Source organism: Stenotrophomonas sp. STEN087, from assembly GCF_056759115.1.
Genome location: NZ_JBRRCR010000020.1, coordinates 1 through 24267, shown reverse-complemented (window position 1 = coordinate 24267; position 24267 = coordinate 1). Strand labels below are relative to the sequence as shown.

18 protein-coding genes are annotated in these 24267 nt (G+C 62.5%); 9 read left to right on the top strand and 9 right to left on the bottom strand.

The features are described from left to right. The 6 genes from ACVOK1_RS07735 to ACVOK1_RS07710 all read right to left on the bottom strand — a co-directional run bounded on the left by ACVOK1_RS07735 (position 1) and on the right by ACVOK1_RS07710 (position 7146). A complete protein-coding gene (locus tag ACVOK1_RS07735) occupies positions 1-954 on the bottom strand; it encodes a glycosyltransferase family 2 protein (protein WP_481561662.1) in 954 nt (317 codons plus the stop codon). After that, entirely contained in the window at positions 954-2054 is a 1101-nt protein-coding gene (locus tag ACVOK1_RS07730) for an O-antigen ligase family protein (protein WP_481561661.1), read from the bottom strand. The genes ACVOK1_RS07735 and ACVOK1_RS07730 overlap by 1 nt, the downstream gene beginning before the upstream one ends. A gap of 119 nt (positions 2055-2173) precedes the next feature. Further along, positions 2174-3274: a polysaccharide pyruvyl transferase family protein gene (locus tag ACVOK1_RS07725; RefSeq protein ID WP_481561659.1), complete on the bottom strand. Its 1101-nt coding sequence runs from the start codon at positions 3272-3274 to the stop codon at positions 2174-2176. Continuing rightward, complete coding sequence (locus ACVOK1_RS07720; RefSeq protein ID WP_481561658.1) at positions 3274-4593, bottom strand: oligosaccharide flippase family protein; 1320 nt, start codon at positions 4591-4593, stop codon at positions 3274-3276. Before ACVOK1_RS07720 ends, ACVOK1_RS07725 begins: the two co-directional genes overlap by 1 nt. Then, positions 4593-5912: a TolB family protein gene (locus tag ACVOK1_RS07715; protein WP_481561657.1), complete on the bottom strand. Its 1320-nt coding sequence runs from the start codon at positions 5910-5912 to the stop codon at positions 4593-4595. Before ACVOK1_RS07715 ends, ACVOK1_RS07720 begins: the two co-directional genes overlap by 1 nt. A gap of 64 nt (positions 5913-5976) precedes the next feature. Then, positions 5977-7146, bottom strand: a complete 1170-nt coding sequence (locus tag ACVOK1_RS07710) for a nucleotide sugar dehydrogenase (RefSeq protein ID WP_481561656.1) — start codon at positions 7144-7146, stop codon at positions 5977-5979. A 646-nt stretch (positions 7147-7792) separates the two neighbouring features. Between ACVOK1_RS07710 and ACVOK1_RS07705 the strand changes: the two genes are divergently transcribed. The 3 genes from ACVOK1_RS07705 to ACVOK1_RS07695 all read left to right on the top strand — a co-directional run bounded on the left by ACVOK1_RS07705 (position 7793) and on the right by ACVOK1_RS07695 (position 12615). After that, on the top strand, positions 7793-10018 hold the full coding sequence (locus ACVOK1_RS07705) for a polysaccharide biosynthesis tyrosine autokinase (protein ID WP_481561689.1): 2226 nt from the start codon (positions 7793-7795) through the stop codon (positions 10016-10018). A 107-nt stretch (positions 10019-10125) separates the two neighbouring features. Beyond that, on the top strand, positions 10126-11019 hold the full coding sequence (ubiA, locus tag ACVOK1_RS07700) for a 4-hydroxybenzoate octaprenyltransferase (protein WP_481561655.1): 894 nt from the start codon (positions 10126-10128) through the stop codon (positions 11017-11019). 204 nt (positions 11020-11223) lie between these two features. Next, positions 11224-12615 carry a short-chain fatty acid transporter gene (locus tag ACVOK1_RS07695; protein ID WP_481561654.1) on the top strand — a complete coding sequence of 464 codons (1392 nt, stop codon included), beginning with the start codon at positions 11224-11226 and terminating at the stop codon, positions 12613-12615. 51 nt (positions 12616-12666) lie between these two features. Here the strand turns inward: ACVOK1_RS07695 and ACVOK1_RS07690 are convergent, their stop codons facing one another. Further along, positions 12667-14328, bottom strand: coding sequence for an AMP-binding protein (locus ACVOK1_RS07690; RefSeq protein WP_481561653.1), 1662 nt, complete (start codon positions 14326-14328; stop codon positions 12667-12669). A 306-nt stretch (positions 14329-14634) separates the two neighbouring features. Here ACVOK1_RS07690 and ACVOK1_RS07685 point away from each other — a divergent pair, with 306 nt between their 5' ends. Further along, the gene (locus ACVOK1_RS07685) at positions 14635-14808 is read left to right on the top strand and encodes a hypothetical protein (RefSeq protein WP_481561652.1); all 174 of its coding nucleotides are present in this window, start codon (positions 14635-14637) and stop codon (positions 14806-14808) included. 72 nt (positions 14809-14880) lie between these two features. Here ACVOK1_RS07685 and ACVOK1_RS07680 read toward each other — a convergent pair whose 3' ends face one another. Then, a complete protein-coding gene (locus tag ACVOK1_RS07680; RefSeq protein ID WP_481561651.1) occupies positions 14881-15504 on the bottom strand; it encodes a YiiX/YebB-like N1pC/P60 family cysteine hydrolase in 624 nt (207 codons plus the stop codon). 156 nt (positions 15505-15660) lie between these two features. On the opposite strand from ACVOK1_RS07680, the gene ACVOK1_RS07675 reads away from it, so the two are divergent. From ACVOK1_RS07675 to ACVOK1_RS07665, 3 genes are all read left to right on the top strand, one after another. Continuing rightward, entirely contained in the window at positions 15661-16182 is a 522-nt protein-coding gene (locus ACVOK1_RS07675; RefSeq protein ID WP_481561650.1) for a hypothetical protein, read from the top strand. Positions 16183-16275: 93 nt separating this feature from the next. Then, positions 16276-18108 (top strand): M3 family metallopeptidase, encoded by a 1833-nt coding sequence (locus ACVOK1_RS07670; protein ID WP_481561649.1) that lies wholly within the window; start codon positions 16276-16278, stop codon positions 18106-18108. A gap of 22 nt (positions 18109-18130) precedes the next feature. Continuing rightward, entirely contained in the window at positions 18131-19510 is a 1380-nt protein-coding gene (locus tag ACVOK1_RS07665) for a TPM domain-containing protein (protein WP_481561648.1), read from the top strand. Positions 19511-19591: 81 nt separating this feature from the next. Here the strand turns inward: ACVOK1_RS07665 and ACVOK1_RS07660 are convergent, their stop codons facing one another. Further along, a complete protein-coding gene (locus ACVOK1_RS07660) occupies positions 19592-20260 on the bottom strand; it encodes a VOC family protein (protein ID WP_481561647.1) in 669 nt (222 codons plus the stop codon). A 189-nt stretch (positions 20261-20449) separates the two neighbouring features. Between ACVOK1_RS07660 and ACVOK1_RS07655 the strand changes: the two genes are divergently transcribed. Continuing rightward, the gene (locus ACVOK1_RS07655) at positions 20450-22855 is read left to right on the top strand and encodes a TonB-dependent receptor plug domain-containing protein (protein WP_481561646.1); all 2406 of its coding nucleotides are present in this window, start codon (positions 20450-20452) and stop codon (positions 22853-22855) included. Beyond that, positions 22855-24156 (top strand): aminotransferase class V-fold PLP-dependent enzyme, encoded by a 1302-nt coding sequence (locus tag ACVOK1_RS07650; RefSeq protein ID WP_481561645.1) that lies wholly within the window; start codon positions 22855-22857, stop codon positions 24154-24156. The genes ACVOK1_RS07655 and ACVOK1_RS07650 overlap by 1 nt, the downstream gene beginning before the upstream one ends. Positions 24157-24267: the final 111 nt, after the last annotated feature.

The window sequence follows — 24267 nt, the reverse complement described above, 5'->3', positions numbered from 1 at the left end:
TTACTTGCCTGCAATTTTTACAGTTGCGGTGGCGATTCGCTGATACAGGCTTTGAGGAAGAACAATCTGCAAGAAAATGACCGCAGCTATCTTGGGCCGATACGCGCCCCGCAGAAGAGATCTTCCATAAAGTTGAAGCGCTAGCGGAATTCTTGTATAAGAAGCCACCCGGGCGCACTGCCATCCTCGATACGCAAAATAGCTCCGAGGAGAAATTTCGCCGTTCGCTCTCATCTTCTCGATCCACTCAAGCAAGGGGACATAGTTCTTCTGCTTGGATACACGACCTGGACTGTAGCGGTCGTCCATTATGACGAGAGGCTGTTCCAGGTATTTAATTATGGCGCCGGCGTTGGCGCATCTGATCGCAAAATCAGTGTCTTGGGAGGAAGGCAGGTTTTCATCGAACCTCACACGCTTGGCGAGCGGTGCAGCCAGGAAGATTGTGGATGTTTGAATCCATCCTGCGTCAGCCATCAAATACTCATCAATACGTTCCCCGGTGCGCGGTCCCCTCGGGGGCTTGATCCAGGTCCTATCAACACCCCTGTCGACTCTCAACTGCGTGAAGCACATGAAGTTAGGCTGGGAGTCTTTGTTTGCGAAGCCGAGCTGAACCCTCAATTTCTCTGGCAGCCAGATGTCGTCTGAATCCAGAAGGGCTACGTACTCGCCGCGGGCAGTATCAATCCCCAAATTCCGCGCCGAGCTTGCACCCCCGTTCTTCTTGCGCAGAACGCGAAAGCGCGAGTCGTACGTGCGGGCTACAAAACTGATAAGGTCATCCACGTCGGACGAGCCGTCGTCGACAATGAGGCACTCAAAATCGTTCTCGGTCTGATCCCTGACAGAATCCAGCGTGGGGGCGATCGACTTGGCGCGGTTATAGACTGGGATGACCACCGAAACAAGGGGCGGTCGCGAGGATTTGGTGCTTTCAGTATGTTCCATCATCAACCCCTATCTTCCCTAAGGCTGCGTTTCGTAGTGTTGTATTCTTGGAATGTCATTATGAGGATGATCGCCATCATTGGCGATAGCTTTCCGCCAAAGATAAGGCTTGTCATGCCGGTCATCGTGCAGAAAAGTGCAACGTAGAAAGTTGGGCTGAGTCCGCCAGATGCCTGCTTCGTCCCTCTCAGTACAAAAAGCTGCGAAAGAAGGTAAATGGAGACCAGAGTCGCGCCAACTATCCCGACCTCAAAGTACGACATCACCCACGTGTTATGTGCATGCGGTGGGCGGTAGTTTCCGGTCCAGATATAGTCGTAGATCGGAGAAATGAAGCTGGAATATCCATGGCCAAGCAAAGGCCGGGACTCAGCCTCTGCAATCGTTCGTGCCCAAATCAGCGTTCGCCCAGAGAGCGACGCGTCGCTCTCTCCTCTGCTGAAAGTATCTTCCAGGTATCCAACAGAAATGGCGACGATCGAGGTAAGCACCACGAGACTGAAGATGGAAATTATTCTTATCCTTCCCCGTGTGTAGCTAACCATGATTAGTGCTGCGCAGAGGGCTGCGTAGACAAGTAGCGTCCGTGTCTGGGTTGCGAGGAGAGTCGCAGCCGAGAACAAGAATACCAGCGTAAGAATCAGCCTACGCTCCTGCGTCCCGCGCGACAGCGCACGAGCCAGCTCGGCGAACGACAGCAGCATTGACGAGCCGGCAAGATAGCCCAGCTCAAATTCATGTGACATGATCCCGCGCAGTCGCCAGAAGCCTTTCTCCTGAAGCGCATAGCCTGGTGCAACTACCAACGATACCCAGCTGAGGACCATTACAGCCAAGCAAATTCGTACAAATATAACTCTTGTCTGGACTGGATCATATCTTGCTCCGCCGATTGATATCAGCAGGCAGGCAAAAAGCAAGGATGCATTTGATATAGATGCAGAGGTGTCGGTTGACCACAATGCTGATGCAAAACAGAAAGAAGCGTACACGGAGAACGAAGCTGCGAGTGTGGTCGAGACACGCGACTTCATCTTTGCAATGTTGAATACAGCGTAGGGAAACAGGACTAGATAGCCCATAATTGTAAGCGGATAATTCACTCGGCTATCGCCGATGCGAAACAGTGAGAGCTGTATGCATAGAGAGGCAAGCACAAATACCGTCACATACCAGCTGGTACTGGAGCTGCTGGTTGCGCGAAGGAGTGGGTAGTCGTACTTCAATGGAAAATTTCCCGCGTAACATCCTTGATTCTGTTCTTCATCATCAAAGCGCTTTTCCGGAAAGCCCGAGCGTACTCCAGGCCTGGTCGCGGAAGGGGCGTTCCGTCCCATGAGTCCAGTTCAATACTGATGCAGTTGCCAAGATCGAGAAATATTCCGGATATCTTGCGGTCAACCTCGGCGCTGATAACCGGGCACGGAGCCGTCCCGTTAGACGCAGCCAGGAGCAATGCATGAAGGCGATTCGAGTAGATTACAGAGCATGTTGAGTAGACCTTGCTCGCTGCCTGAAGGCTATCGGACACATCTTCGAAATCACAATTCATACCAACTGACTTCAGCAGCTCTTGGAGCTCCAACATTCCTGGGGTATCACGTGCTACCTGGCTGACCAGAACAATCTGGGTGTCTGAGGCGAAGGATGCCTTGATCATTTCGCCAATTTTCTCGATAAGCGGTCGCCCGCCCCGATCTGTCCGGAACGAGAATGCGACCCTGCTGCCGCTCGCCTTTTCGCTGATATCAGAAAATATTACGAAAGCCAGGTCGGGCGCTACGCCTGATCGAATTATGCCGCGTTCACGACAGTACTCGTCTGTCTGGCTGTCACGGACGAAGTGGTAGCTGAGGGCGCGCGCGCGACTGCGGACCAACTTTTGATGTCGAACACCCAGTTTGTCATATGAAACGCCCATCTGAACTGTCACGATTCCAAGTAAAGCCATCATCTGGAGAGCCAGATTGTAAACTGTTCCAGACAGATAGGAGCCTTTGGACTTTTCGCCGTTGATTCCGCCTGGGATCAATGAGTAATACGAGCGAAGACCGAACATTCGCCGAAGAGCGAGAGCAAGAAAAATCTCTGCCTTTCCTGAGTCAAGCTCCGAGTATGGCGCCTTGGTCGCCTCTCGAATTTGCCTGGAAAAGTGTGCAGGAATTCCTTTTGCGCTGAGGACTACGTTCATGTGCTCGGACATAAGAGCTACGGCTTGTCCGACGATCAGAGCATCCCCAACATTGTCGAATTGGGTCTTGGCGTGCAGGTAGCCGACCTTTTGGGAATGCAGCATCGCCAGTGATTTGATTCGAGAGATCATCATTCGCCACTCCTGTTCTTGCTCGGCAGGAGTTTCCTTCTCAGTCGATCAATCGGCAGGTCATCCCGCTTTGCGAAAATGAAGTCGCTCGCACCAATTCCAAAGCGAATCTTGTAGGTCCTGAGGAACATTACCGAGATAATAATATTTACCACAATGGTAGACGATGCTGCCCCAAGCAATCCCCATGCCCACGTCATGCCAAAGGTCGTAAAGACGTTCAACGCAAGTCCAAGCGAGAGGATTTTCAGGACGGTGGTTGGGGAGGTTGCCACGGAGAGGCTTGGAAACAGCATGGTCCAGATGGCTCCAAACAGTGTTCCAACTACCAGTATCGAGAATAGTAGCGAGTGGCCTGCGAAAGACTTTCCGAGAACCGTTGGTACGAGGATCCAAGAGAGGGCCACCATCGCAACTGAAATTGCCACAAATACAGCTATGGAAACCCTCACGGACTTCGCAGTGTTGGCAGCCGCTTCCTCTTTGGATGTTGCTCGCACATTATGGGAAAGCAATACAACGGATATGGCAAGTCCTACCTCCGTCACCACTTCAGTAAGCCGTTGGAGGCCAAAGAAGATTCCGCCTTCAGTTAGCGTTGATTCGTAGCTAACCGTATAGAAAGCGAGTTTCTTGGATGCTTGCATGAGCACCACCGCGACCATGAATGGGATGCCGGCTCGTACGAGACGTACAATCGTCGAGAACCTTGCAGATGCTCCTGGCCCTAAGTACTTGGGTGCCTGCTTGACCGCAAGGTAAATCGAACCGAAAGCCTGCGAGATCGCCAATGCCCATATTGCTGTTGACAATGAAAATTGATTTGTCGCGAGCATTAAAAGGGTAAGTGCAACCAGGATGATCCTCGACGCTAGCTCAGTTCGGTTAAATGTCTTGATATCTCCGTGGCCGAGTGACGCGCCCTGCAGCATGCGCTGATGCAGCATAAATGCGAGCAACAGTGCTGCCGGAATAGTCGCGGCTGCTGCGCCTGTGTTTTCGGGGCCGAATCTAAGGTAGAGGACAGTTAATGGAAGGCAGAGTACAGCAATGGGCAGCAATAGTAGGTAAGCGCTTCGTGTGTAATCTGAGCTTGAGGTGGGCTCTTTTCCAATCGAAACCGCAATGGAGTTCCTCACGCCCAAGTCAAGAATTGTGGAAAAGATCAATGTTGTGGTGAAGATATAACCATAGATGCCCATGTCAGCTAGGCTGAGCTTATTGGCGACGATGGCAAATACCACGAGATTGGCAGCCTTTCCACCAAATCTTGCAATAATGGTGAGCAGGAAGTCGCTTGTTTTACTTGATTTGCTCATCAGACTATTTTCGAGAGGTCGGCAATCATTACTTGGCGAAACCCGTCAACAACTCCGTTGAACGCGATTCGCTGGTGGTTCATGTCCCATGCTGGATGCGGGTCTATGCGCCGAGGGCCGTCCAAGTTCTTTGTGAATATCTTGCAGATACTGCGCTCGGTGCCTTTTTTTGCATCGATCAAGCGGAGAGGGACATTGCCTTGGCTGTCCTTGAATCCTTCTGATATATACGAATCCGTCAGGATGTGCTTTCCACTTGAATGCAATGTCGGATGGCCGCTTCCCTTAGCATCCCCGCCGACGAGATCAATCGAACCATCATTAGGCGATATGTTGACAAACCGCATCTTGCCCTCGATTTTGAGGTTCATCAGAATCCCGCTGCCGTCAGCACTCCAGTTGGGATGATGGCCTCCCTTTCTCCATTCAGAATCCGTAACGACCAGTCGCGCATTCCTGCCATCAAGATCTGTCGTCACCAACTGCAATGCGTGCCCGACTCTGCCGGGGATCTCCTTTATGAAAATGACAAGAAGAAGCTTGGTTCCAGTTGGGTCGACCTTCACGTTGAATAGGAAGTATTTTCCCCTGATTAACTTCTCCTGGCCGCCAAGTTGCGCGACAATATCGCTCAGTGACGCAACAAGTTCGCAGGCGCCTGTTTCGAGATCGGTTCTCCACAAGCCGTTCGACGAGCTGCATCGCTCGGGCTCTTTGTACTTTTCAAACGGATTTTCGGGAATTCCATATCCCGGTATCAGCGCATTGATAAGTCGAAGGTCAGCGGAGTAGGAATATCTGCGCCCGGGGTCGGTTCCGTACACCGGGCCATTTAGACTGGTCCGTTGGCCGTTATCAAGGTCGATTCGTATTGCCTGTGCTCTGCCGGCAATTGCGTCATTGCAGAAGAGAGTGCGATCACTTGAGCCCCACTGAACATTTGCTCCAAGTTGCGCTCCCCAGCCGCCGGTCTCATGTACGGTCTTGGTCTCGCCAGTGCGAAGGTCAATGACGCATACCAATGCTTTATCGCCCGGGACAGGTACCCTGTTTATGAATGGTACTCGGGTAACAGCGATGAGGTTCCCAGATGGAGAAAACGGACAGACATCAAAAAATGTCGTCATGTAGTGTCCGTTTGGCGGCGTAACCGTCGTGACCTGGACGCCATCAATCGTGGCGTCGTAGTTGCGACCCGGGGAGGCCTCGAGCTTGCCGACGGGATCAGATTCCCAAGGGCTCCGCTGCCATTTCTGTGTCCATACGCCAATAGCGGCTCGCGCAGCGTCGGGGATCGACTTGGCGCGGCGCTTGATCATTCGCAAATTCTGTTTGACTAACATCGGCCTTCAGTGCCTCGAATGTCTCGCTTGATGTTCTATCTCAGCTGTCAATGCCGAACAGATCACGCGTATATACCTTCTCCGATACGTCGCTTAGCTCTTCCGACAGCCTATTGGCGATGATTACATCGGAGCGTTCCTTGAACTCAGCGAGATCACCCACAACCTCCGATGAATAGAACTGCGTCTCGCTCAAGGCTGGCTCATGGATGATTACGCGAATGCCTTTGGCTTTGATCCTCTTCATGACGCCTTGGATGGCAGAAGCTCTAAAGTTATCCGAGCCTGCCTTCATGACGAGTCGATAGATGCCAACCACCTTCGGGTTGCGGCGAATGATCTCATCGGCGATGAAATCTTTACGGGTGCGATTGGCTTCCACGATTGCATGGATCAGGTTCTGGGGTACGTCGCGGTAGTTCGCCAGAAGCTGCTTCGTGTCCTTTGGCAGGCAGTAACCGCCATAGCCGAACGAAGGGTTGTTGTAGTGTCCCCCAATTCTTGGATCCAGGCTCACTCCCTCAATTATCTGGCGCGTATCCAAGCCGTGAGTGGCTGCGTATGTATCAAGCTCGTTGAAATACGCGACTCTCATTGCGAGGTAGGTGTTGGCAAACAGTTTGATTGCCTCGGCCTCGGTCGAGTCGGTAAAGAGCAAGGGCACATCCTTTCGAATTGCTCCTTCCTGCAGCAGTTGAGCGAATTGAGTAGCCCTTTCCGATCGTTCGCCAACGATGATTCGGCTTGGATGCAGATTGTCGTACAGCGCCTTCCCTTCACGCAGAAATTCCGGTGAAAAGATGATGTTAGGGGTTCCGAGCCGCTGGCGCAGTTCGGCGGTGCAGCCAACGGGAATGGTGGATTTAATTATCAGTACGGCATCAGGGTTGATCGAAAGCACGTTGCTGATCACTGACTCAACCGAACTCGTGTCGAAGTAGTTGGTCACCGGGTTGTAATCAGTCGGCGTCGCCACGATTACGAAGGAAGCGTTCTCGTATGCCTCGATGGAATCGAGGGTCGCCGTGAGGTCCAGTTCCCTGCTCGCAAGGAACTCTTCAATCTCCGCGTCTTCGATGGGAGAAGTTCTGGAATTGATTTTGGCAACCCTTTCCGGGTTGATGTCCAGAGCCACCACTTGGTGGTGCTGGGCCAAAAGTACGGCATTGGAGAGGCCGACATAGCCTGTGCCGGCCACGGCAATCTTCATGATCAAAATCCTTTTGTTACATCTGAGCTTTAAGACGATGTGGTTGGGCGTTGCCGCATTCGGTGAACCACCTCCCCATGGTTGCCAATGCTGCTACACCCTTCGGTTCTCGGGCATCAAGCGCTTCCTTCGCACTGTCCGCCGATCTCAGGCGAGATTCCTTTAATGCTACTACATGCCAAGTCATAGCAGGCACGGCTATTGCATGCCGTGGGAGACGGAAATGATGAATGGACGGGTGAATCGCTCTGATCGCCGCCTGGACACTCCATCACAAGGCGGATGGTAAGGATCCTTTGGCTGTTGGGTCGGACGCGGCGGCTGTCCAGATGAGCAAGCCGTTGGCTCGGAATGAACTCACGCGACGATAAAAGTGTGACGCGCATCACGTTAAGAGCGGCGACCGCGGGCTGAGCGTGGTTGTTCAATCGGGACCTTGTCCCTCGGTATGGACAACTTTGGGTTACACTGCAAGGCTTGATTCTCAAGCTCCGGCCCTGTTCCGGCGGTGAGCGAAGGCTCTCAACCCTCCGTTTGGGGTCATCAGGCGCACTGCGAGGCTGCCTCTGGTAGTTCTGGATTCCAGTTACTGTGGAAGGCTTGGGGCGCCGGGGCGCTGACTGATCCCCTAATTTAGATGGACGCAATGACTAGACATACGGAATCCCGAGCAGTCAAGGAAGATGAAATTGACCTGCGCGAACTCTTTGGCGTCTTAATTGATCGCAAATGGTGGATTGTTGGGACTACGGCAGTGTTCTGTGCCGTTGGCGTGGCCTATGCGTTACTCGCTGCCCCCGTGTATCAAGCTCAGGCGATGGTTCAGGTTGAGTCCAAGGTGCCCAGCATTCCAGGGCTGTCAGACCTATCGTCCTCGCTTGGTGGTAGCAGTACCGCTGCAACAACGGAGGTTGCACTGCTGACGTCCAGGACTGTGATTGGTACGGCAGTGGACCAGCTGAACCTTGAGACTCAGATTGACGCGAAGCGGATGCCACTGTTGGGCAATTTCTTTGCCCGGCGGTTCAAGCCTGAGGTGCCAGAGGGTGTGGCTCAGCCCAAGTTTGGCCTTGCCAAGTATGGCTGGGGAGGCGAGCGCCTTCGCATTGGTCGTCTGGATGTGCCGCCTGCGATGATCGGAGAGGAGCTCACGCTCAAAACCAATGATGATGGCAAGGGCTACGTTCTCTTCGATGCCGAGGGTAACGAGTTGGTTCACGGCAGCGCTGGGGCTTCTGCGCAGGGGAAAGGAGTTCTTATTGAGGTAGAAGAGCTTCGTGCCAATGCCGGAACGGAGTTCTCGGTTTCTAAGCTGAGACGTCTTGACCTCCTGACTGAACTCCAGGAGAGCATTGCTGCGACTGAGTCTGGCAAGGACTCAGGCATCTTGCAGCTGACCTTCGAAGATACCGATCCCGTTCGAGCGGAGGCGGTGGTTCAGCGGGTGGCTGACGCGTACGTTAGGCAGAATGTGGATCGCGGGTCCGCTGAAGCTGCCGCTCAGTTGCAGTTTGTGAAGGAGCAGCTTCCTACCGTGCGTAAGCAGGTAGAAGAAGCTCAGGCTGCGATGACCGCCTATCAGTCCAAAGCGAATTCGGTTGACATCACCATGCAGACCAAGGGTCTGCTGGAGCAGGAAGTTGCGGTTGAAGCCAGCATCCAGCAGTTGCGGCTTAAGCAGGCAGAGATGGATCGCAGCTTTACCCGCGAGCATCCCGCTTATCGCGCTCTTCTCAAGCAAATGGGCGATCTGGAAGGGCGCAAAGCAGGTTTCAAGAAAGAAGTCAGCGGACTCCCGGATACTCAGCAGGAGCTACTGCGGCTGACTCGCGATTTGCAGGTAAGCAACGAACTGTATACCGCGCTGCTTAATCAGGCACAGCAATTGGACGTGGCTCGGGCAGGTACCGTAGGCAACGTGCGCATTGTCGACAACGCAGTCGTTGACATTGCCCACCCCGTGAAGCCCCGGAAGGCCCTGATCGTAGCCATCGCCACGCTACTCGGCGGTTTCCTCTCGGTCGCCTTCGTCTTCCTCCAGCGCATGCTCAATCCGGGCATCGAAGACCCGGCGGACATCGAAGCCCTGGGCCTGCCGGTCTACGCCGCCATCCCGCTGAGCGTGTCCAACACGCTGCCCAAGCTGCGCAAGGGCAAGCACGGCACGCGCGTGGTGGCTGACGGTCGCCAGCACCTGCTGGCGGTGACCGCCCCGGCCGACCCGACCGTGGAAGCGCTGCGCAGCCTGCGTACCAGCCTGCACTTCGCCATGCTGGAAGCGAAGAACAACATCCTGACCATCTCGGGCCCGCGCCCGGGCGTGGGCAAGACCTTCGTGTCCACCAACCTGGCTGCGGTCATCGCGCAGGCGGGCCAGCGCGTGCTGGTCATCGACGCCGACATGCGCAAGGGCACCCTGCACAAGATCCTGGGTGTTTCGCACCAGAAGGGCCTGTCGGACGTGCTGGGCGGCAAGCTGACGGTCGACGACGTGATCCATCCGGTAGCCGGCCTGGACAACATGCACTACATGGTGCGTGGTGACATTCCGCCGAACCCGGCCGAGCTGCTGATGCACCCGCGCTTCGCGCAGCTGCTGCAGGACATGTCCGGCAAGTACGATCTGGTGATCGTCGATACGCCGCCGATCCTGGCCGTGACCGATCCGGCGCTGGTCGCCACCCACGCTGGCTCGAGCCTGCTGGTCACCCGTTTCGGCGTGAACCAGGCCAAGGAAATCGAGCTGACGCTGCAGCGCTTCGAGCAGAACGGCGTGCAGATCAAGGGTGCGATCTTCAACGCGGTCGAGAAGCGTGCCACGGGCTATTACAGCTACGGCTACTACGAGTACAAGTCCGACGAAAAGGCCTGATCTTTTCGCAGGGCAGGACACCGGGGCCCGGTGCGCGCAGGCGCATCGGGCCTTGTCTTTTCGAGGCCCGCGCCGCCGACCCTCCAGCGCAGGAGTATCCTATCGCCATGGCTGACACCCCCCTTTCCGCGCCGCATCCGGCGCCGACGCCGCGCTGGCGTCACTACTGGTCCCTGATGCGCGCCGATCGCCCGATCGGTACCCTGCTGCTGCTGTGGCCCACCTGGTGGGCGCTGTGGCTGGCCACCGGCGGCCTGCCGCCGCTGTGGACGCTGTTCGTGTTCACCGCCGGCGTCTGGCTCACCCGCTCGGCGGGCTGCGTCATCAATGACTACGCCGACCGCTGGCTGGACCCGCACGTGGAGCGCACCAAGTCGCGCCCGCTGGCGACCGGTGCGATCAGCGGCCGTGCGGCGCTGGCGTTGTTCGCCGTGCTGATGCTGGTGGCCTTCGGCCTGGTGCTGACCCTGAACTGGCTGACCATCGCCCTGAGCTTCATCGGCGTGTTCCTGGCCGCCAGCTACCCCTACCTGAAGCGCTACACCCACCTGCCGCAGGTCTACCTGGGCATGTCCTTCGGCTGGGGCATCCCGATGGCCTTCGCCGCCGTGCAGGGCGAGGTGCCGATGCTGGCCTGGCTGCTGTATGCCGGCAACATCCTGTGGTCCACCGCGTATGACACCTGGTACGCCATGGTCGACCGCGAGGACGACCTGAAGATGGGCTCGCACTCCACCGCCATCCTGTTCGGCGAGCTGGACCTGGTCATCCAGGGCGTGCTGTACGCGCTGTTCCTGGCCACGATGGCCCTGGTGGGCGTGCGCGGCGGGCTCGGCGGGTACTACCTGGCCGGCGTGGCCGTGGCCGCGGTGCTGGTGGTGTACGAATTCTGGATCTGCCGCAACCGCGAGCGCGGCCCGTGCTTCAAGGCCTTCCTGCACAACAACTGGGTGGGCGCGGCGCTGTTTGCGGGCATCGCAGTGGACCTGGCACTGCGCTGAGAAGCGTGGGGTCGGATCCCTTTCCCATCGGGAAAGGGCTCTGACCCCATCCTGGGTTGCCGGCCAGCGGCCGGCACTACCCACCCGCCCCCTACGACCAATAGGTGGCTGACAGCCCGCACCTCACCGCCCAGAATCGGTCCATCGAACCTGGGAGGGTAGGCGATGGCCTCGTCAGCAGCGGCAGCAGTACAGGACGGCTGGATGGCGCGCGCAGCGCTGCGCTCGGCCGCCTGGGCGGAAAAGTGGTTCCCCGACGCGTACGTGTTCGCGGTGCTGGGCGTGGTCATCGTCGCGGTGGCGGCGATGGGCTTCGGCTCGACCCCGCAGGCCACGGCCAGCGCCTTCGGCGACGGCTTCTGGAGCCTGATCCCCTTCACCATGCAGATGGCCTTCGTGGTCATCGGCGGCTACGCGCTGGCCACCGCGCCGGTGGTGGCGCGCTTCATCGATTTCCTCGCGCGGGTGCCGCGCACCGGGCGCGGCGCCGTGGTCTACGTCGGCCTGGTCAGCATGCTGGCCTCGCTGCTCAGCTGGGGTTTCTCGCTGGTGTTCGGCGGCCTGCTGGTGCGCGCGCTCGCCCGCCGCACCGAGCTGCGCATGGATTACCGCGCTGCCGGTGCCTCGGCCTATCTGGGCCTGGGTGCGGTGTGGGCGATGGGCCTGAGCTCCTCGGCCGCGCAGCTGCAGGCCAACCCGGCCAGCATGCCGCCCGGCCTGGTGGAGATCACCGGCGTGCTGCCCTTCACCGAAACCATCTTCCTGTGGCAGTCGATCGCGCTGACCGCGGTGCTGATCCTGGTGTCGCTGCTGATTGCCTGGCTGACCGCGCCGGCTGCGGGCAGTGCACGCACCGCCGAGGATTTCCCCGGTGCCGCACAGGCCGAGGCCGAGCCGCTGCAGCAGCGCACGCGCCCGGGTGAATGGCTGGAATACAGCCCGCTGTTGACCGTCCTGCTCTCGTTGCTGGCCTTCGGTTGGCTGTTCAACGAGTTCGCCAACAAGCCGGTGGTCACCGCCATCGCCAACCTCAACACCTACAACTTCCTGTTCATCTCGCTGGGCCTGCTGCTGCACTGGCGCCCGCGCAGCTTCCTCAACGCGGTGGCCAAGGCGGTGCCCAGCACCACCGGCGTGCTCATCCAGTTCCCGCTGTACGGCGGCATCGCGATGATCCTCACCCATGCCGCCGGCGGCGACGGGCAGACCCTGGCGCATCGCCTGTCCAGCCTGTTCGTGCACGTGGCCAGCACCGATACCTTCGCCCTGGTGATGGGCGTCTACTCGGCGGTGCTGGGCTTCTTCGTGCCGTCCGGTGGCGGCAAGTGGATCATCGAAGCGCCGTACGTGATGCAGGCCGCCAACGAACTGAAGGCACACCTGGGCTGGGCGGTGCAGGTCTACAACGCGGCCGAGGCGCTGCCGAACCTGATCAACCCGTTCTGGATGCTGCCGCTGCTCGGCGTGCTGGGCCTGAAGGCCCGCGACATCGTCGGCTTCACCTTCATCCAGCTGCTGGTGCATATCCCGCTGGTGCTGGGCCTGCTGTGGCTGCTGGGCATGACCCTGACCTATGTGCCGCCGGTGATGCCGTAGCAGCGCGGGGTCAGATCCCTTCCGCAGGAAGGGCTCTGACCCCAAAGACCCTCAGCCTGCCGCCTGCTTCTCGATCTCCGCCTTGCGCAGCAAAAACCGTTGCACCTTGCCGCTGGGCGTCTTCGGCACCGCCACCACGAACTCCACCTGGCGCGGGTAGGCATGCGCGGACAGCCGATGGCGCACGTGCTGCTGCAGTTCGTGCGCCAGCGCGTCGCTGCCTTCAAACCCATCACGCAGGATCACGAAGGCTTTGACGATCTCGGTCCGCTCCGGATCGGGGACGCCGATCACCGCCACCTCGGCCACCGACGGATGCTCCATCAGCGCGCTCTCCACATCGAACGGGCCGATGCGGTAGCCGGACGAGGTGATGAGGTCGTCGGAGCGGCCGATGAAGCTGATCGAGCCGTCGTCCTCGCACTCCACCGAATCGCCGGTGCGGTAGTAGCCATCGGCGATGGCCGGCGTCTCCGCCTGGTAGTAGCCGGTGAACCACATGATCGGTGACTGCTTCAGGTCCACCGCGAGGATGCCGGGCGTGCGCGGTGGCAGCTCGTTGCCCTGGTCGTCCAGCACGGCCACGCGGTAGCCCGGCATCGCAAAGCCCGACGACCCGGGACGCACGCTGTGGGCCAGCGCGTGGTGGTTGTTCACCACCATGCCGGTCTCGGTCTGGCCGTAGTGGTCCAGCACCGTGGTCTGCAGGTGCTCGGCAAACCAGCGGGCGATTTCCGGGTTCAGCGGTTCGCCGGCGCTGCTGACCACGCGCAGCTGGCCCTTGATGCCGGCACTGGTGGCGGGGCCGGCCGCAATGATCTGCCGGTACGCGGTGGGCGAACCGGCCAAGTTGGTCACCCTCAGCTGGCCGATGATCGTGTTCAGGCCGTGCACGCTGAAGCCGGCTTCGCTGAAGGTGGTGGCATGGCCAAGCATCAGCGGGCCGATCACCGCGTAGTACAGGCCGTAGGCCCAGCCGGGATCGGCGATGTTCCAGAACACATCGTCGGCGCGCAGGTCCACGGCCAGTTCCATGTAGCTGGCAAAGGCCATCATCGCGCGCAGCGGCACGGGCACGCCCTTGGGGCTGCCGGTGGTGCCGGAGGTCGAGAGCAGGGCCATCAGCGCATCGCCCGGCAGCAGCACGGGCTCCAGCGTGGGCGCTGCGGCCGCGGTGGCGGCGCGCCAGTCGATGTCCCCGTCGCGCAGTGCCTGGCCGGGTGTCAGTACGGTGGCCACCTGCGGGCAGGCATCCAGTTCGTCCAGCTTGCCGCGGTGCGCACTGTCGGTCACCACCAGCCGGGTGTGGCCGGTCTTCAGGCGGCTTTCGATGGCCTTGTGGCCGAATGCGGTGAACAGCGGCTGGTAGACCGCGCCCAGGCGCCAGGTGCCAAGGATCGTGGCCAGCAGGTCGGGCGTGCGCGGCAGCAGGCCGGCCACCACATCGCCGGGGCCAACCCCGGCGGCACGCAGCACCTGTGCGGCGCGGGCGGCGGCATCGCGCAGGTCATCGAAGGTGTACAGGTGCAGCGCACCCTGTGCGTCGATCCAGCGCAGGGCCAGGCGATCACTTCCGCAGTAGCGGTCGCAGCACTCCACGCAGGCATTGAGGCCCTCGTCCAGCCGCCCCTGGAACCGGGCCTGCCACTGCGCGATATCGAAGCGGTCGCGGGCGTCATCGTAGGAAGGGCGTACTGCGTTCTGCGGGGCCATGCGGATCTCCGGCGGTTGTCGACCTGACCATGGCGGTGCCGCGCGCGGCTGCAAAGGGGACCTTGGGATGAGGCCGTCATGCGCGCGTCACACGGGCCAAGGTCGCTGAATGCGGCTGTTTCCGTGCAGGCATGAGCACATGCACACGCCGCATGAATCCTTCAGAGGCTTGTGCGGCAAGGGGCGCGCGGTGTTTTCGCGGGCGCGTGCACGCCAGCCTAGCTGGGTTGCAACGCATGGTTAACCTTCGGCTGCAGACGATGGCCCCGTCCACCGCATTCCGCGCGTGGCTTCGGAGATACGGACATGGCACAGCAGAACCAGCAGAACCAGAAAGGTCAGCAGAACCAGCAGGGTCAGCAGAACCAGCAGGATCAGCAGCAGGGTCGCGGTCGTGACCAGCAGCAGCAACAGCAGCAGGAACAGCAGCAGCGCAATCAGCGCAACCAGCAGCAGGGCGGCAACGACGAAGAAGAATGAGCCCGGCTCCGGCCAGGTTTGAACACTGAAGCCCCGCCTCGTGCGGGGCTTCGCTTTTCAGAGCACGCCGGTTTAAAGCACGCCGACCCGCTCCAGCACCACGCTGGTCGCCATGTCGTTGGGGTTGGTGCCGGGCAGGCCCTGCGGCACGTCCATGCCCATGCCGCGGTACAGGTCCACCCAGTGCTGGGAGATCTCCCCGGTCTGCGGGTTGCGGAAGTTCATCGGCTGCAGCGCGAACACATGGTGCGCACGGAAGGCACGCTCGATGAAATCCGAGCAGTAATAGCTGTCCTCGTTCAATACATAGGCCGTGTTGTACGGCTTGCCCAGCATCGTGCGCGCCTTGGCAACCGCATCGACGATCGCACCGGCCGGCGCCGCACGCAGCCGGTACACCACGATCTGCCGCTGCTTGCCGCGCGCGTCACGATGGAAGTCCAGCAGCGTCTGCTGCCGCGAGCCCTTCTCATCGGCATGCAGTACCTGCCAGCCATGCGCACCGGCAGCCACCAGGGCCACGTGGTCGAAGCTGGTCGCGCCCTGCGTGGCGGTGGCATCGTCGATGGCCGCACTCAGGCCGCTGTGCCCCGCGGTGACGAACAGCAGGTCGCCCTCGCGCACCTGCACGCCTGCGGCGAGCGCGGTCGAGAACGGGGAGAGCAGCAGGCCGATGACCAGCAGGAAGGTGCGCATGGGAAACCAGGGTCGGGCGGGAGCGGGCTAGTCTACCCCCGTGGCCCGCAGCGGTTCCGGGCCACGGATGTGGAAGCGCAGTTAACCCGACCGTAGCTATGCTTGCCTACCCCGCGCCAGCCACCCGCGCGACGAACCCGGAATCAGGAGGATCCCTTGAGCCAGCTTCACTACGCCGCCCTGGCACTTGCCCTCGGGCTCGCGCTGTCGGCCTGCAAGCCCGCGCCACAGGCAACACCGGCCGAAGCTGCGGCGCCGGCCCCGACCCGCACGGCCGCCACCGCCAGTGCCCCGGCCGCGCCGGTTGCCGCCCCGGCCGATGCCGGCACGCAGTGCCCCCACCCGGTCTTCGAGGAGTTCCTCGCGCACTTCGGGCATGAGATCACCCTGCAGGAAGTGGCCACGGCCGATCCGCTGCTGGACAGCTACATCGATGCCGGCGCCGAGCCCGAACCGGCCACGATCGAACGCACCGTCGCGCTGGCCGAGGTCGAGTGGCCGGTGATGCCGGACCCGGCCACGCTGAAGGGCCGCGGCCGCGAAATGCAGGTCACCGCCCTGGCCGATGGCCAGATGCAGGTGCAGATGCGCACCCCCGACACCAGCGACCAGCAGACCTACACCTTCGCCCGCAGGCCGTGCTGGCAGCTGGTCAAGCGTGAAGACGAATCGATCTGACCCTGCCGTCGGTTGGGTCATGGCGTAGAGTCGAGCCTGCTCGACTGCGGATGAATCCAGTCGAGCAAGGTCGACTCTACAAAGGACGTTGTCATGAACACCCGCAGGATGCGATCGATCACCGCCAGCGTGCTGCTGCTCTCCACCGGTACGCTCAGCGCGCAGACGTTGCACGCCGACGACCGCAGCTGGTTCGCCGATGCGGCGGCCGAGCAGGCGGCACGCACCAGGCTCTCCGCTGCTGTCGCCACGCTGCGTGATGCCGGCCCGACGGACCCCGCGACGCGCGTACAGCAGGCCGAGCGCCTGCTCGGCGAATGCCAGCGTCATCGCGCCTACCTGCACCTGCAGGCCGCACGCAATGCACGTGACTCCCGCCCGGTGCAGGCGCAGCGCGCCGTTGCGGATGTGTGCGATGACGCCGCCGGCATCGCGCGCAAGGCGCTGGTCGATGCACCGGCCGACGCGCGCTGGATGGCGCCCTACGCCTGGCTGCGCACGCGCGCGCTGGGCAACACCAACAGCTCCACGCCGCCTGCTGCAGGCGTGGAAGATGCCGTGGACGAGGTGGCCAGTCCGGCCCTGGATGCATTCGCGCGCCTGCAGCGGCAGCTGCTGCAACATGCCAGCTATCCGGCCTTCCCCAGCAACGGCGGGCTGCTGGACAGCCGCAAGGACAGCACGGCGCTGTCACGGCACCCGGACCGTGCGCTGCGCGAGGCCGGCTGGAAGGGCTACTGGCAGGGCGTGGCGTCGCAGCGTGAAGCCATGGCCAGCACGCTGCTGGCGCTGGTGCAGGTCAACGATCGCGCCTCGCAACTGCAGGGGGATGGCAGTGCTCCCGAGCACAGTTACCGCCGCATGGGCCTGGATCCGGATGCGGTGCAGGCTACCCTGGCCGCCGTGCAGCGCCATGCTTCGCAGCGCCGTGCCTACCAGCACGAGCTTTTGCGGCATGCCGAGCATATGGGCATGGCCGACCCGCAGATCTGGGATCTCAGCCTGCCCGATGCAGGCTTCGTACCGCCGGTCCTCACCCTTGAGCAGGTGCGCGATACCGCCGCCGATGCGATGCGCGGGCTGGGATCTGAGTACGCCAGTGAAGTACGCGCACTGCTCGACCCGGCCCAGCGGCGCATGGACATGGCCCCGACGCTGGGTCCGCGCAGCGCAGATGCCTTCCCGGTCGCAGCCCCTGGTGTGCCCTCCCTGCTGTTCGTCGGCCAGCGCGGCGGCACGCTGGAAAGCGACGTGGAGGTCGTGCATGAGGCCGGGCATGCCGTGCATGGGCAATGGATGGAGCGCGGGAACGTGTCGGCGTTCTATCGCAACGGCACCTCGTGGTTGAACGAGGCCTACGCGATCTTCAACGAGCTGGAATTCCGCGACCAGCTGTACCGGCAGGCGCAGGACCCACGTGCCAAGGCCTATTACCTCACGTCGCTGCTGGATGACATCGTGCTGCAGCTGTTCATCGCCTCCGAGGAGGCGCAGCTGGAGCAGTCGATCTACCAGGGCGTGGCCGCTGGGACGCTCGGCACTGCCGATGATCTCGATGCGCTGACCCTGAAGGTGCTGTCCGGCTACGGGATGATGGCCGAGCGCTACCCTGCGCTGGGCGCCACCTGGGAAACCAAGCGGCTGATGTACGAAGATCCGCTGTACCTGGCCAACTATCTGTTCGCCGGTCTCGTCGCCGTGCAGCTGTACGTGCAGGAGCAGCAGGATCCGCAGGGCTTCCGCGAGCGCTATCTGGCCGTGTTGTCCGAAGGCTTCGACCGTGCGCCGCAGGAACAGGTGGCGCAGCTGCTGGGCCACGCACCGGACTGGTCGGCGCTGGTGGATGCGGACCTGCAGGTATTCGACGCCCAGGTGGCGCGCCTGCAGGCGCTGCATGCGCAGATCGAAGCCGGGCAGGGCGGCTGAAGTAACAACGATGGAGAAACTGATGGCACGACCGCGACACATGCACCGGCACCTGCTGGCCTACCTGTGGTGCGCGATGCTGCTGTTGGCAGTGCCCCTGCTGGCCATCGCCCAGACCCGGATTCCCGTGCTGGATTCGCCGGTGGTCGATGTCACCGGCGTACTTTCGGCCAGCACCACCGACCGCCTGCAGCAGCAGTCGCGCGCGCTGTTCGAACGCAGCGGCGGCGCGCAGCTGCAGGTGCTGGTGGTGGGCAGCACCGGTGATGAGAGCATCGAAGCCTACGCCCAGCGCGTGTACGACCAGTGGCAGCTGGGGCGCAAAGGCGTGGATGATGGCGTGCTGCTGCTGGTGGCCGTGCAGGACCGGCACGTGCGCATCCAACCGGGCTATGGCCTGGAAGGCGCGATTCCCGATGCCTATGCCAAGCGCATCATCGAAGAAACGATCCTGCCGCGCTTCCGCGACGGTGACATCGACCAGGGCGTGATCGACGGCAGCGCGCAGCTGGTCCAGCTCATCGATGGCGAGCCGCTGCCACCGCCGCCCAGCAACAATCCGTTGGACATCGCCTGGGGCAACTTCGATACGGTGGTGTTCAGTACCGCGCTGCTGGCGTTCTTCGTCGGCCTGTGGCGATCACCGCGGATGATGGACCCGCCACCGCTGCGGCGGCCGGGCGGGCCGCGCAAGAAGCGCCGGAAAGCCGCTGCAAAGGCCGCGGAGGCAGCGGTGGGCGATGGCCCCAAGCCGCGCCGCTGGTGGCGCGCACCGCTGGAGTGGCTGGGCGTGATCATCGTGGGCATGCTGTTGACGGCGATCTTCCAGCCGCGCGCGGCGCTCGGCATGGACATGCTGTTGACGTTCTTCGTGCCCGTCTTCTGGGGCTGTGGGCGCAGTTGGCGGCGCAGCCGCGGCACCCGCCGCACGCTGTTTGCCATGCTGGCCATCAGCGCGGTGCTGGCGTTGACCCTGCAGCTCACGCGCGGCGTGTTCCCCGGCCTGGTCATCCACGTGGCGGCTTACATCGCGCTGGGCGTGCTCGCGTTCCTGGTCATGCTGCCCTGCATCGTTGCGCGTGATTGCTGGCAGCGCAGCCGTGTCGAGTTCGCGGTGCGGTTGCTGGTGTTCCTCATCGTGGCCGGGTTGGCCGCGCTGTGGATCGTCGATGCGACACGCGATTCCGATGCCGGCATCTTCCTGTCGTCGGTGGCAGGGTTTGCGGCGTACGTCGGCTGGATCCTGTTGATGTCCAAGGGCGGCGGCGGTGGAGGTGGCGGTTCGGGCGGCAGCTCGCGCTCCTCGTCCTCCTCGTCGAGCTCTTCGTCGTCCTCGTCGTCGTCCAGCTGGTCCGGCGGCGGTGGCAGCAGTGGCGGCGGGGGCGCGTCGGGCAGTTGGTAGGTGTCAACCTTGGTTGACACGTCTCTGCGCGCCGGGACAGTGTCCGCCGGGCACGGCCCGGCGCTACCGTGGGCCGTGGATTTACGCGAACACCCGCCAGCCCTGTGCGGCATCGGACAGCTCACCGCTGCCCTGCACATCACCCACGCACAGCAGCAGGCCCTGCGCGTTGGGCAGGTCCTTCTGCTCGGGGAACCAGCGGCGATCCGCGGCCACTACGATCAACAAGCCCTCGTCATCGCCCATCGGCGCGAAATGCGATGAGGGCGGGCTGAGCGGCTGCAGCCCGAAACGCGCGCTGGCCTCCGCACGCACCGCATCCACGTCCGCACTCGGCAGGCCCACTTCACTCAGGCAGGTCAGTTCGCTGCCGTGGAACGCGCCGGCATGCGTGCTGGCCGGCAGGCGCTTGCGGCCGATCAGTTCCAGGATCAGTCCATCCGGCCCGGTGAAATACACCGACTGCGACTGCCAGTTGCTCTCCAGCGCGAAGTAATCGATGCCTTCGGGATTGCGCTGCAGCGGCATGCGCTCGCGCAGCCACGTCATGGCCTCGTTGAAGCGGTTGTCAGGCACGTTGAAGGCCAGGTGCACGCCGCCCAGCGGCTGTCCGTTGGCCTCTTGCAGTTCGATCGTGCTCCAGCCGATGTGCACGTGGTTGCCGACCACGCGCAGCTGCATCACGTCGTGGAACCAGGCGGCGACCGTGCCCATATCGGACACCGGCAGGGTGAGGTGTAGCAGGCGCATGATGCGGTCTCCTTACGTGCGCGATGCTTTGATTCTATTACGCGCGTGCTGAGGGTGCCGCCCACGACGACTTCCTCCTGTCGCGTTCACGTAACGTCCGCTTCACACATCGCGCCGAGACTGCGCGACTTGTCCAGGCCGCCTGTACAGGCGCGCCTGACCCTGTCGTGCAGTCCCGGAGTACCCGTCGTGCAGAGCTCGTTGTTGTCGCGTTCCATCCTCCTCGCCCTTTCCATGGTCAGCGCAGGAGGCGCGATCGCAGCAGATGCCAGTACGGCAGACACCCCTGATGGTGGCACCCATGCCGCGCCGACCCAGCTGGATGCCATGCTGGTCACCGGCACCCGCGCTTCCAACCGCACCCAGTTCGAAACGCTGGCGCCGGTGGATGTGTTCACCAAGGAAGACATCAAGTCCGTCGATTCCACCGACCTGAAGGACGTGCTGGCGCAGCTGGTGCCGTCGTTCGTGGTGCAGCGCCTGCCGATGGCCGATGGCCAGGTGTTCGTGCGCCCGGCCACCCTGCGTGGCCTGTCGCCGGACCAGACCCTGGTGCTGGTCAACGGCCGCCGCTTCCACCGCAGCGCGCTGCTGGGCAACCGCGGCGCGCAGGCCGCTGACCTCGCGCAGATTCCGACCAGTGCCATCAAGCGCATCGAAGTGCTGCGCGACGGTGCCTCGGCGCAGTACGGTTCGGACGCCATCGCCGGCGTCATCAACATCATTCTTGAAGACAGCCCCGGCACCGAGATCACCGCGGGCTACTCGCAGTACGCGCAGGGCGATGGTGCCTCGCGTGACTTCAGCGCCCGCACCGGCTGGGCGCTGGGCGACTACGGCAGCCTGGCGCTGTTCGCCGAATCGTCGAACTCCGATGCCACCTCGCGCACCCGCCAGCGTCCCGATGCCATCGCCTTCCAGGCCGCGCACCCGGATCTGGACGTGCCCAACCCCGTGCAGCGCTGGGGCCAGCCCGAGCTGGAAAGCCGCCGCGTGGGCTTCAACCTGAAGGCCAACGCCAGCGATACGCTGGAGGTCTATGCCTTCGGCCTGTACAGCCACAGCGATGGCGTCAGCGATTTCAACTGGCGCAACCCGGACACCACCACCGGCGCCTACCGCACCACCAGCATCTTCCCCGGCTGGGATCTGCGTTCCATCTACCCGGTGGGCTTCAGCCCGCAGTACGGCAACGTGCAGAACGACCTGCAGCTGGTGGGTGGCCTGCGCGGCGAGATCACCCCCAAGCTGCGCTGGGATGTCAGCGCGTCGTACGGCCGCAACGCCATCGATTACAGCCTGGACAACGCGATCAACGCTTCGCTGGGCCCGGACAGCCCGACCTCGTTCGACCTCGGCCGCCTGACCCAGACCGAGAAGAACGCCAACGTCGATTTCAACTACGAGTGGGACGTGGCCGCGCTGGCCAAGCCGGTCAACGTCGCCTTCGGTGCCGAGTTCCGCCAGGAAACCTATGAAGTGCGCGCCGGTGATCCGGCTTCGTACGCCGTCGGCCCCGGCGCAGCGGCCGGCCTGGAAGCCAATGCCAACGGCGCACCGGGCTTCTCCGACACCCAGGCCGGCAAGTGGGATCAGCGCAGCCACGCCGCCTACGTCGATATGGAAGTGCCGCTGGGCGAGCGCTGGAGCATCGGTGCCGCCGGCCGCTATGAAGACTTCTCCAGCTTCGGCAACACGGTGGACGGCAAGCTGTCGGCGCGCTTTGCGATCACCCCGGACGTGGCCCTGCGCGGTACGTTCTCCACCGGCTTCCGCGCGCCCACCCCGGCGCAGTTGAACACCACCAGCACCACCCAGGGCCTGGACACGCGTACCCTGCAGATCTTCACCAGCGGCCGCCTGTCGCCGAGTGATCCGCTGGCGCAGCTGCTCGGCGCCAAGCCGCTCACCCCGGAAGAATCGCGCACCGCCTCGCTGGGCCTGACCTGGCGCACCGATGTGGGCCTGTCCGGTTCGGTGGACGTGTACCGCATCAAGCTGAGCGACCGCTTCAGCCAGTCGGCCAGCTTCGCCATTCCGGCCGGCACGCCGAACCCGCTGGGCTACACCTCGGTCAACTACTTCACCAACGATTTCGACACCACCACCAGTGGCGTCGACGTGGTCGGCAACTACCTGCGCGATCTCGGCACCGGCCGCATGACGCTGACCCTGGCCTACAACTTCAACCGCACCCGCGTGGACAACGGCAGCACCTCGGTAGCGACCAATGAAACCCAGCGCGTGCTGTTCGAAGACCGCCTGCCGGAGCACAAGGGCAGCTTCACCGGCACGTGGGACGTGGGCGCGTGGTCGCTGATGGCGCGCGTGCGCTACTACGGCGCCTGGACCGATTCGACCGGCAATGCGACTGGCGATATCTACCAGCGCTTCGGTGACATGACCTTCCTCGACCTGGCCGCCGGCTACCGCATCAACGAGCACCACAGCCTGCGCGTGGGCGTGGACAACGTGTTCGACCGCTACCCGGACGAGGCGACCTTCCAGGCCAGCCGCGGCCTGATCTACTCGCGCAACGCACCCTACGACACCGACGGTGCCAACGTGTACGCGCAGTACCGGCTGACCTTCTGATGGACAGCCGCCGCCGTAACCTGCTGCGCGCCGGCACCCTGCTGCCGGCCGCCGCATCGCTGTCTTCACTGCCTGCCATGGCTGCTGCACGCTACCCTGCGGCCATGGAGATTCCTGCAACGACCGTGGCACCGGACGTGCTGGCCCGCGATGAAGGCTACTGGGCCGCCGTGGCCAGCCACTTCGACATCACCGAGGAAGTGAACCACCTGGAAAACGGCTACTGGGGCGCGATGGGTCGCGAAACCCTGGCCAGCTACCAGCGGCACACCGCCGAGGTGAACCGCGGCAACGCCTGGTACGGGCGCCACACGTTCCCCGCCGAGTACATGGCCGTGCACCGGCAGGTGGCCGACATGCTGGGCGTCGGGGCCGACGAGATCGCGCTGACCCGCGGTGCCACCGAGGCGATGCTGGCCCTGATCGGCGGCTACAACCGCCTGTCGCCGGGCGACCAGGTGCTGTACGCCGACGTGGACTACGACAGCATGATCGGCGCCATGCGCTGGCTGCAGCAGCGGCGCGGCGTGCAGGTGGAGCGCATCGCCCTGCCTGCGGTGCCCGACCGCGCGCAGATCCTGCAGGCCTACGACGCCGCCTTCGCGCGGCTGCCGAAGCTGAAGCTGGTGCTGCTGACCCAGGTCAGCCACCGCCACGGCCTGGTGCTGCCGGTGGCCGAGATTGCCGAGCGTGCGCGTGCACGCGGTATCGATGTGATCGTCGATGCCGCCCATGGCTTCGGCCAGATCGCCTTCGCCGTGCCGGACCTGAAGGCCGATTTCGTGGGCATCAACCTGCACAAGTGGATCGGCGCGCCGGTGGGCGTGGGCGCAATGTACGTGCGCAAGGGCCGCGTGGCCGACCTCGACCCGTACATGGGCGAGACCGATGATGGTCGCGTGGGCAGCCGCGTGCATACCGGCACGGTCAATTTCGCCGCGTACCTGGCGCTGCCCGAAGCCATTGCCCTGCACCAGCGCATCGGCTCGGCCAACAAGCAGGCACGCCTGCGTTACCTGCGCGAACGCTGGACGGTGCCCGCGCGGCAGATGGCGCACCTGGAAGTGCTGTCCTCGCCGGACCCGGCATTGGCCAGCGCACTGGCCAGCTTCCGCCTGCGCGGCCGCACCAGCGTGGCCGACAACATGGCGCTGCAGAAGCGGCTGCTGGATGAGCACCGCGTGTTCACCACGCATCGCGATGGCCTGGAATCGGGCGCCTGTGTGCGGGTCACGCCCTCGGTGTTCACCCGGCCGCAGCAGATGGACGCCCTGGTGGAAGCGCTGGCCGCGCTGGCCTGAGGTCGCCCTGGCGTGGGGGGGGGGGGGGCGTCGCGGGGGCAGAAGGCTCCCGAAGCACACCGAGACGAGGGAGTGCGGTGCGGTGGGTCTGGGGGGCGCACTAAGACACCC

Excerpts from the sequence above, each read along its gene's own strand:
- ACVOK1_RS07695 (WP_481561654.1), top strand. The coding sequence starts at position 11,224 with ATGGCGCGCGCAGCGCTGCGCTCGGCCGCCTGGGCGGAAAAGTGGTTC.
- ACVOK1_RS07665 (WP_481561648.1), top strand. The coding sequence starts at position 18,131 with ATGGCACGACCGCGACACATGCACCGGCACCTGCTGGCCTACCTGTGG.
- ACVOK1_RS07715 (WP_481561657.1), bottom strand. The coding sequence starts at position 5,912 with ATGATCAAGCGCCGCGCCAAGTCGATCCCCGACGCTGCGCGAGCCGCT.
- ACVOK1_RS07705 (WP_481561689.1), top strand. The coding sequence starts at position 7,793 with ATGACTAGACATACGGAATCCCGAGCAGTCAAGGAAGATGAAATTGAC.
- ACVOK1_RS07680 (WP_481561651.1), bottom strand. The coding sequence starts at position 15,504 with ATGCGCACCTTCCTGCTGGTCATCGGCCTGCTGCTCTCCCCGTTCTCG.
- ACVOK1_RS07650 (WP_481561645.1), top strand. The coding sequence starts at position 22,855 with ATGGACAGCCGCCGCCGTAACCTGCTGCGCGCCGGCACCCTGCTGCCG.
- ACVOK1_RS07735 (WP_481561662.1), bottom strand. The coding sequence starts at position 954 with ATGATGGAACATACTGAAAGCACCAAATCCTCGCGACCGCCCCTTGTT.
- ACVOK1_RS07690 (WP_481561653.1), bottom strand. The coding sequence starts at position 14,328 with ATGGCCCCGCAGAACGCAGTACGCCCTTCCTACGATGACGCCCGCGAC.
- ubiA (WP_481561655.1), top strand. The coding sequence starts at position 10,126 with ATGGCTGACACCCCCCTTTCCGCGCCGCATCCGGCGCCGACGCCGCGC.
- ACVOK1_RS07720 (WP_481561658.1), bottom strand. The coding sequence starts at position 4,593 with ATGAGCAAATCAAGTAAAACAAGCGACTTCCTGCTCACCATTATTGCA.
- ACVOK1_RS07710 (WP_481561656.1), bottom strand. The coding sequence starts at position 7,146 with ATGAAGATTGCCGTGGCCGGCACAGGCTATGTCGGCCTCTCCAATGCC.
- ACVOK1_RS07725 (WP_481561659.1), bottom strand. The coding sequence starts at position 3,274 with ATGATCTCTCGAATCAAATCACTGGCGATGCTGCATTCCCAAAAGGTC.
- ACVOK1_RS07670 (WP_481561649.1), top strand. The coding sequence starts at position 16,276 with ATGAACACCCGCAGGATGCGATCGATCACCGCCAGCGTGCTGCTGCTC.
- ACVOK1_RS07660 (WP_481561647.1), bottom strand. The coding sequence starts at position 20,260 with ATGCGCCTGCTACACCTCACCCTGCCGGTGTCCGATATGGGCACGGTC.
- ACVOK1_RS07685 (WP_481561652.1), top strand. The coding sequence starts at position 14,635 with ATGGCACAGCAGAACCAGCAGAACCAGAAAGGTCAGCAGAACCAGCAG.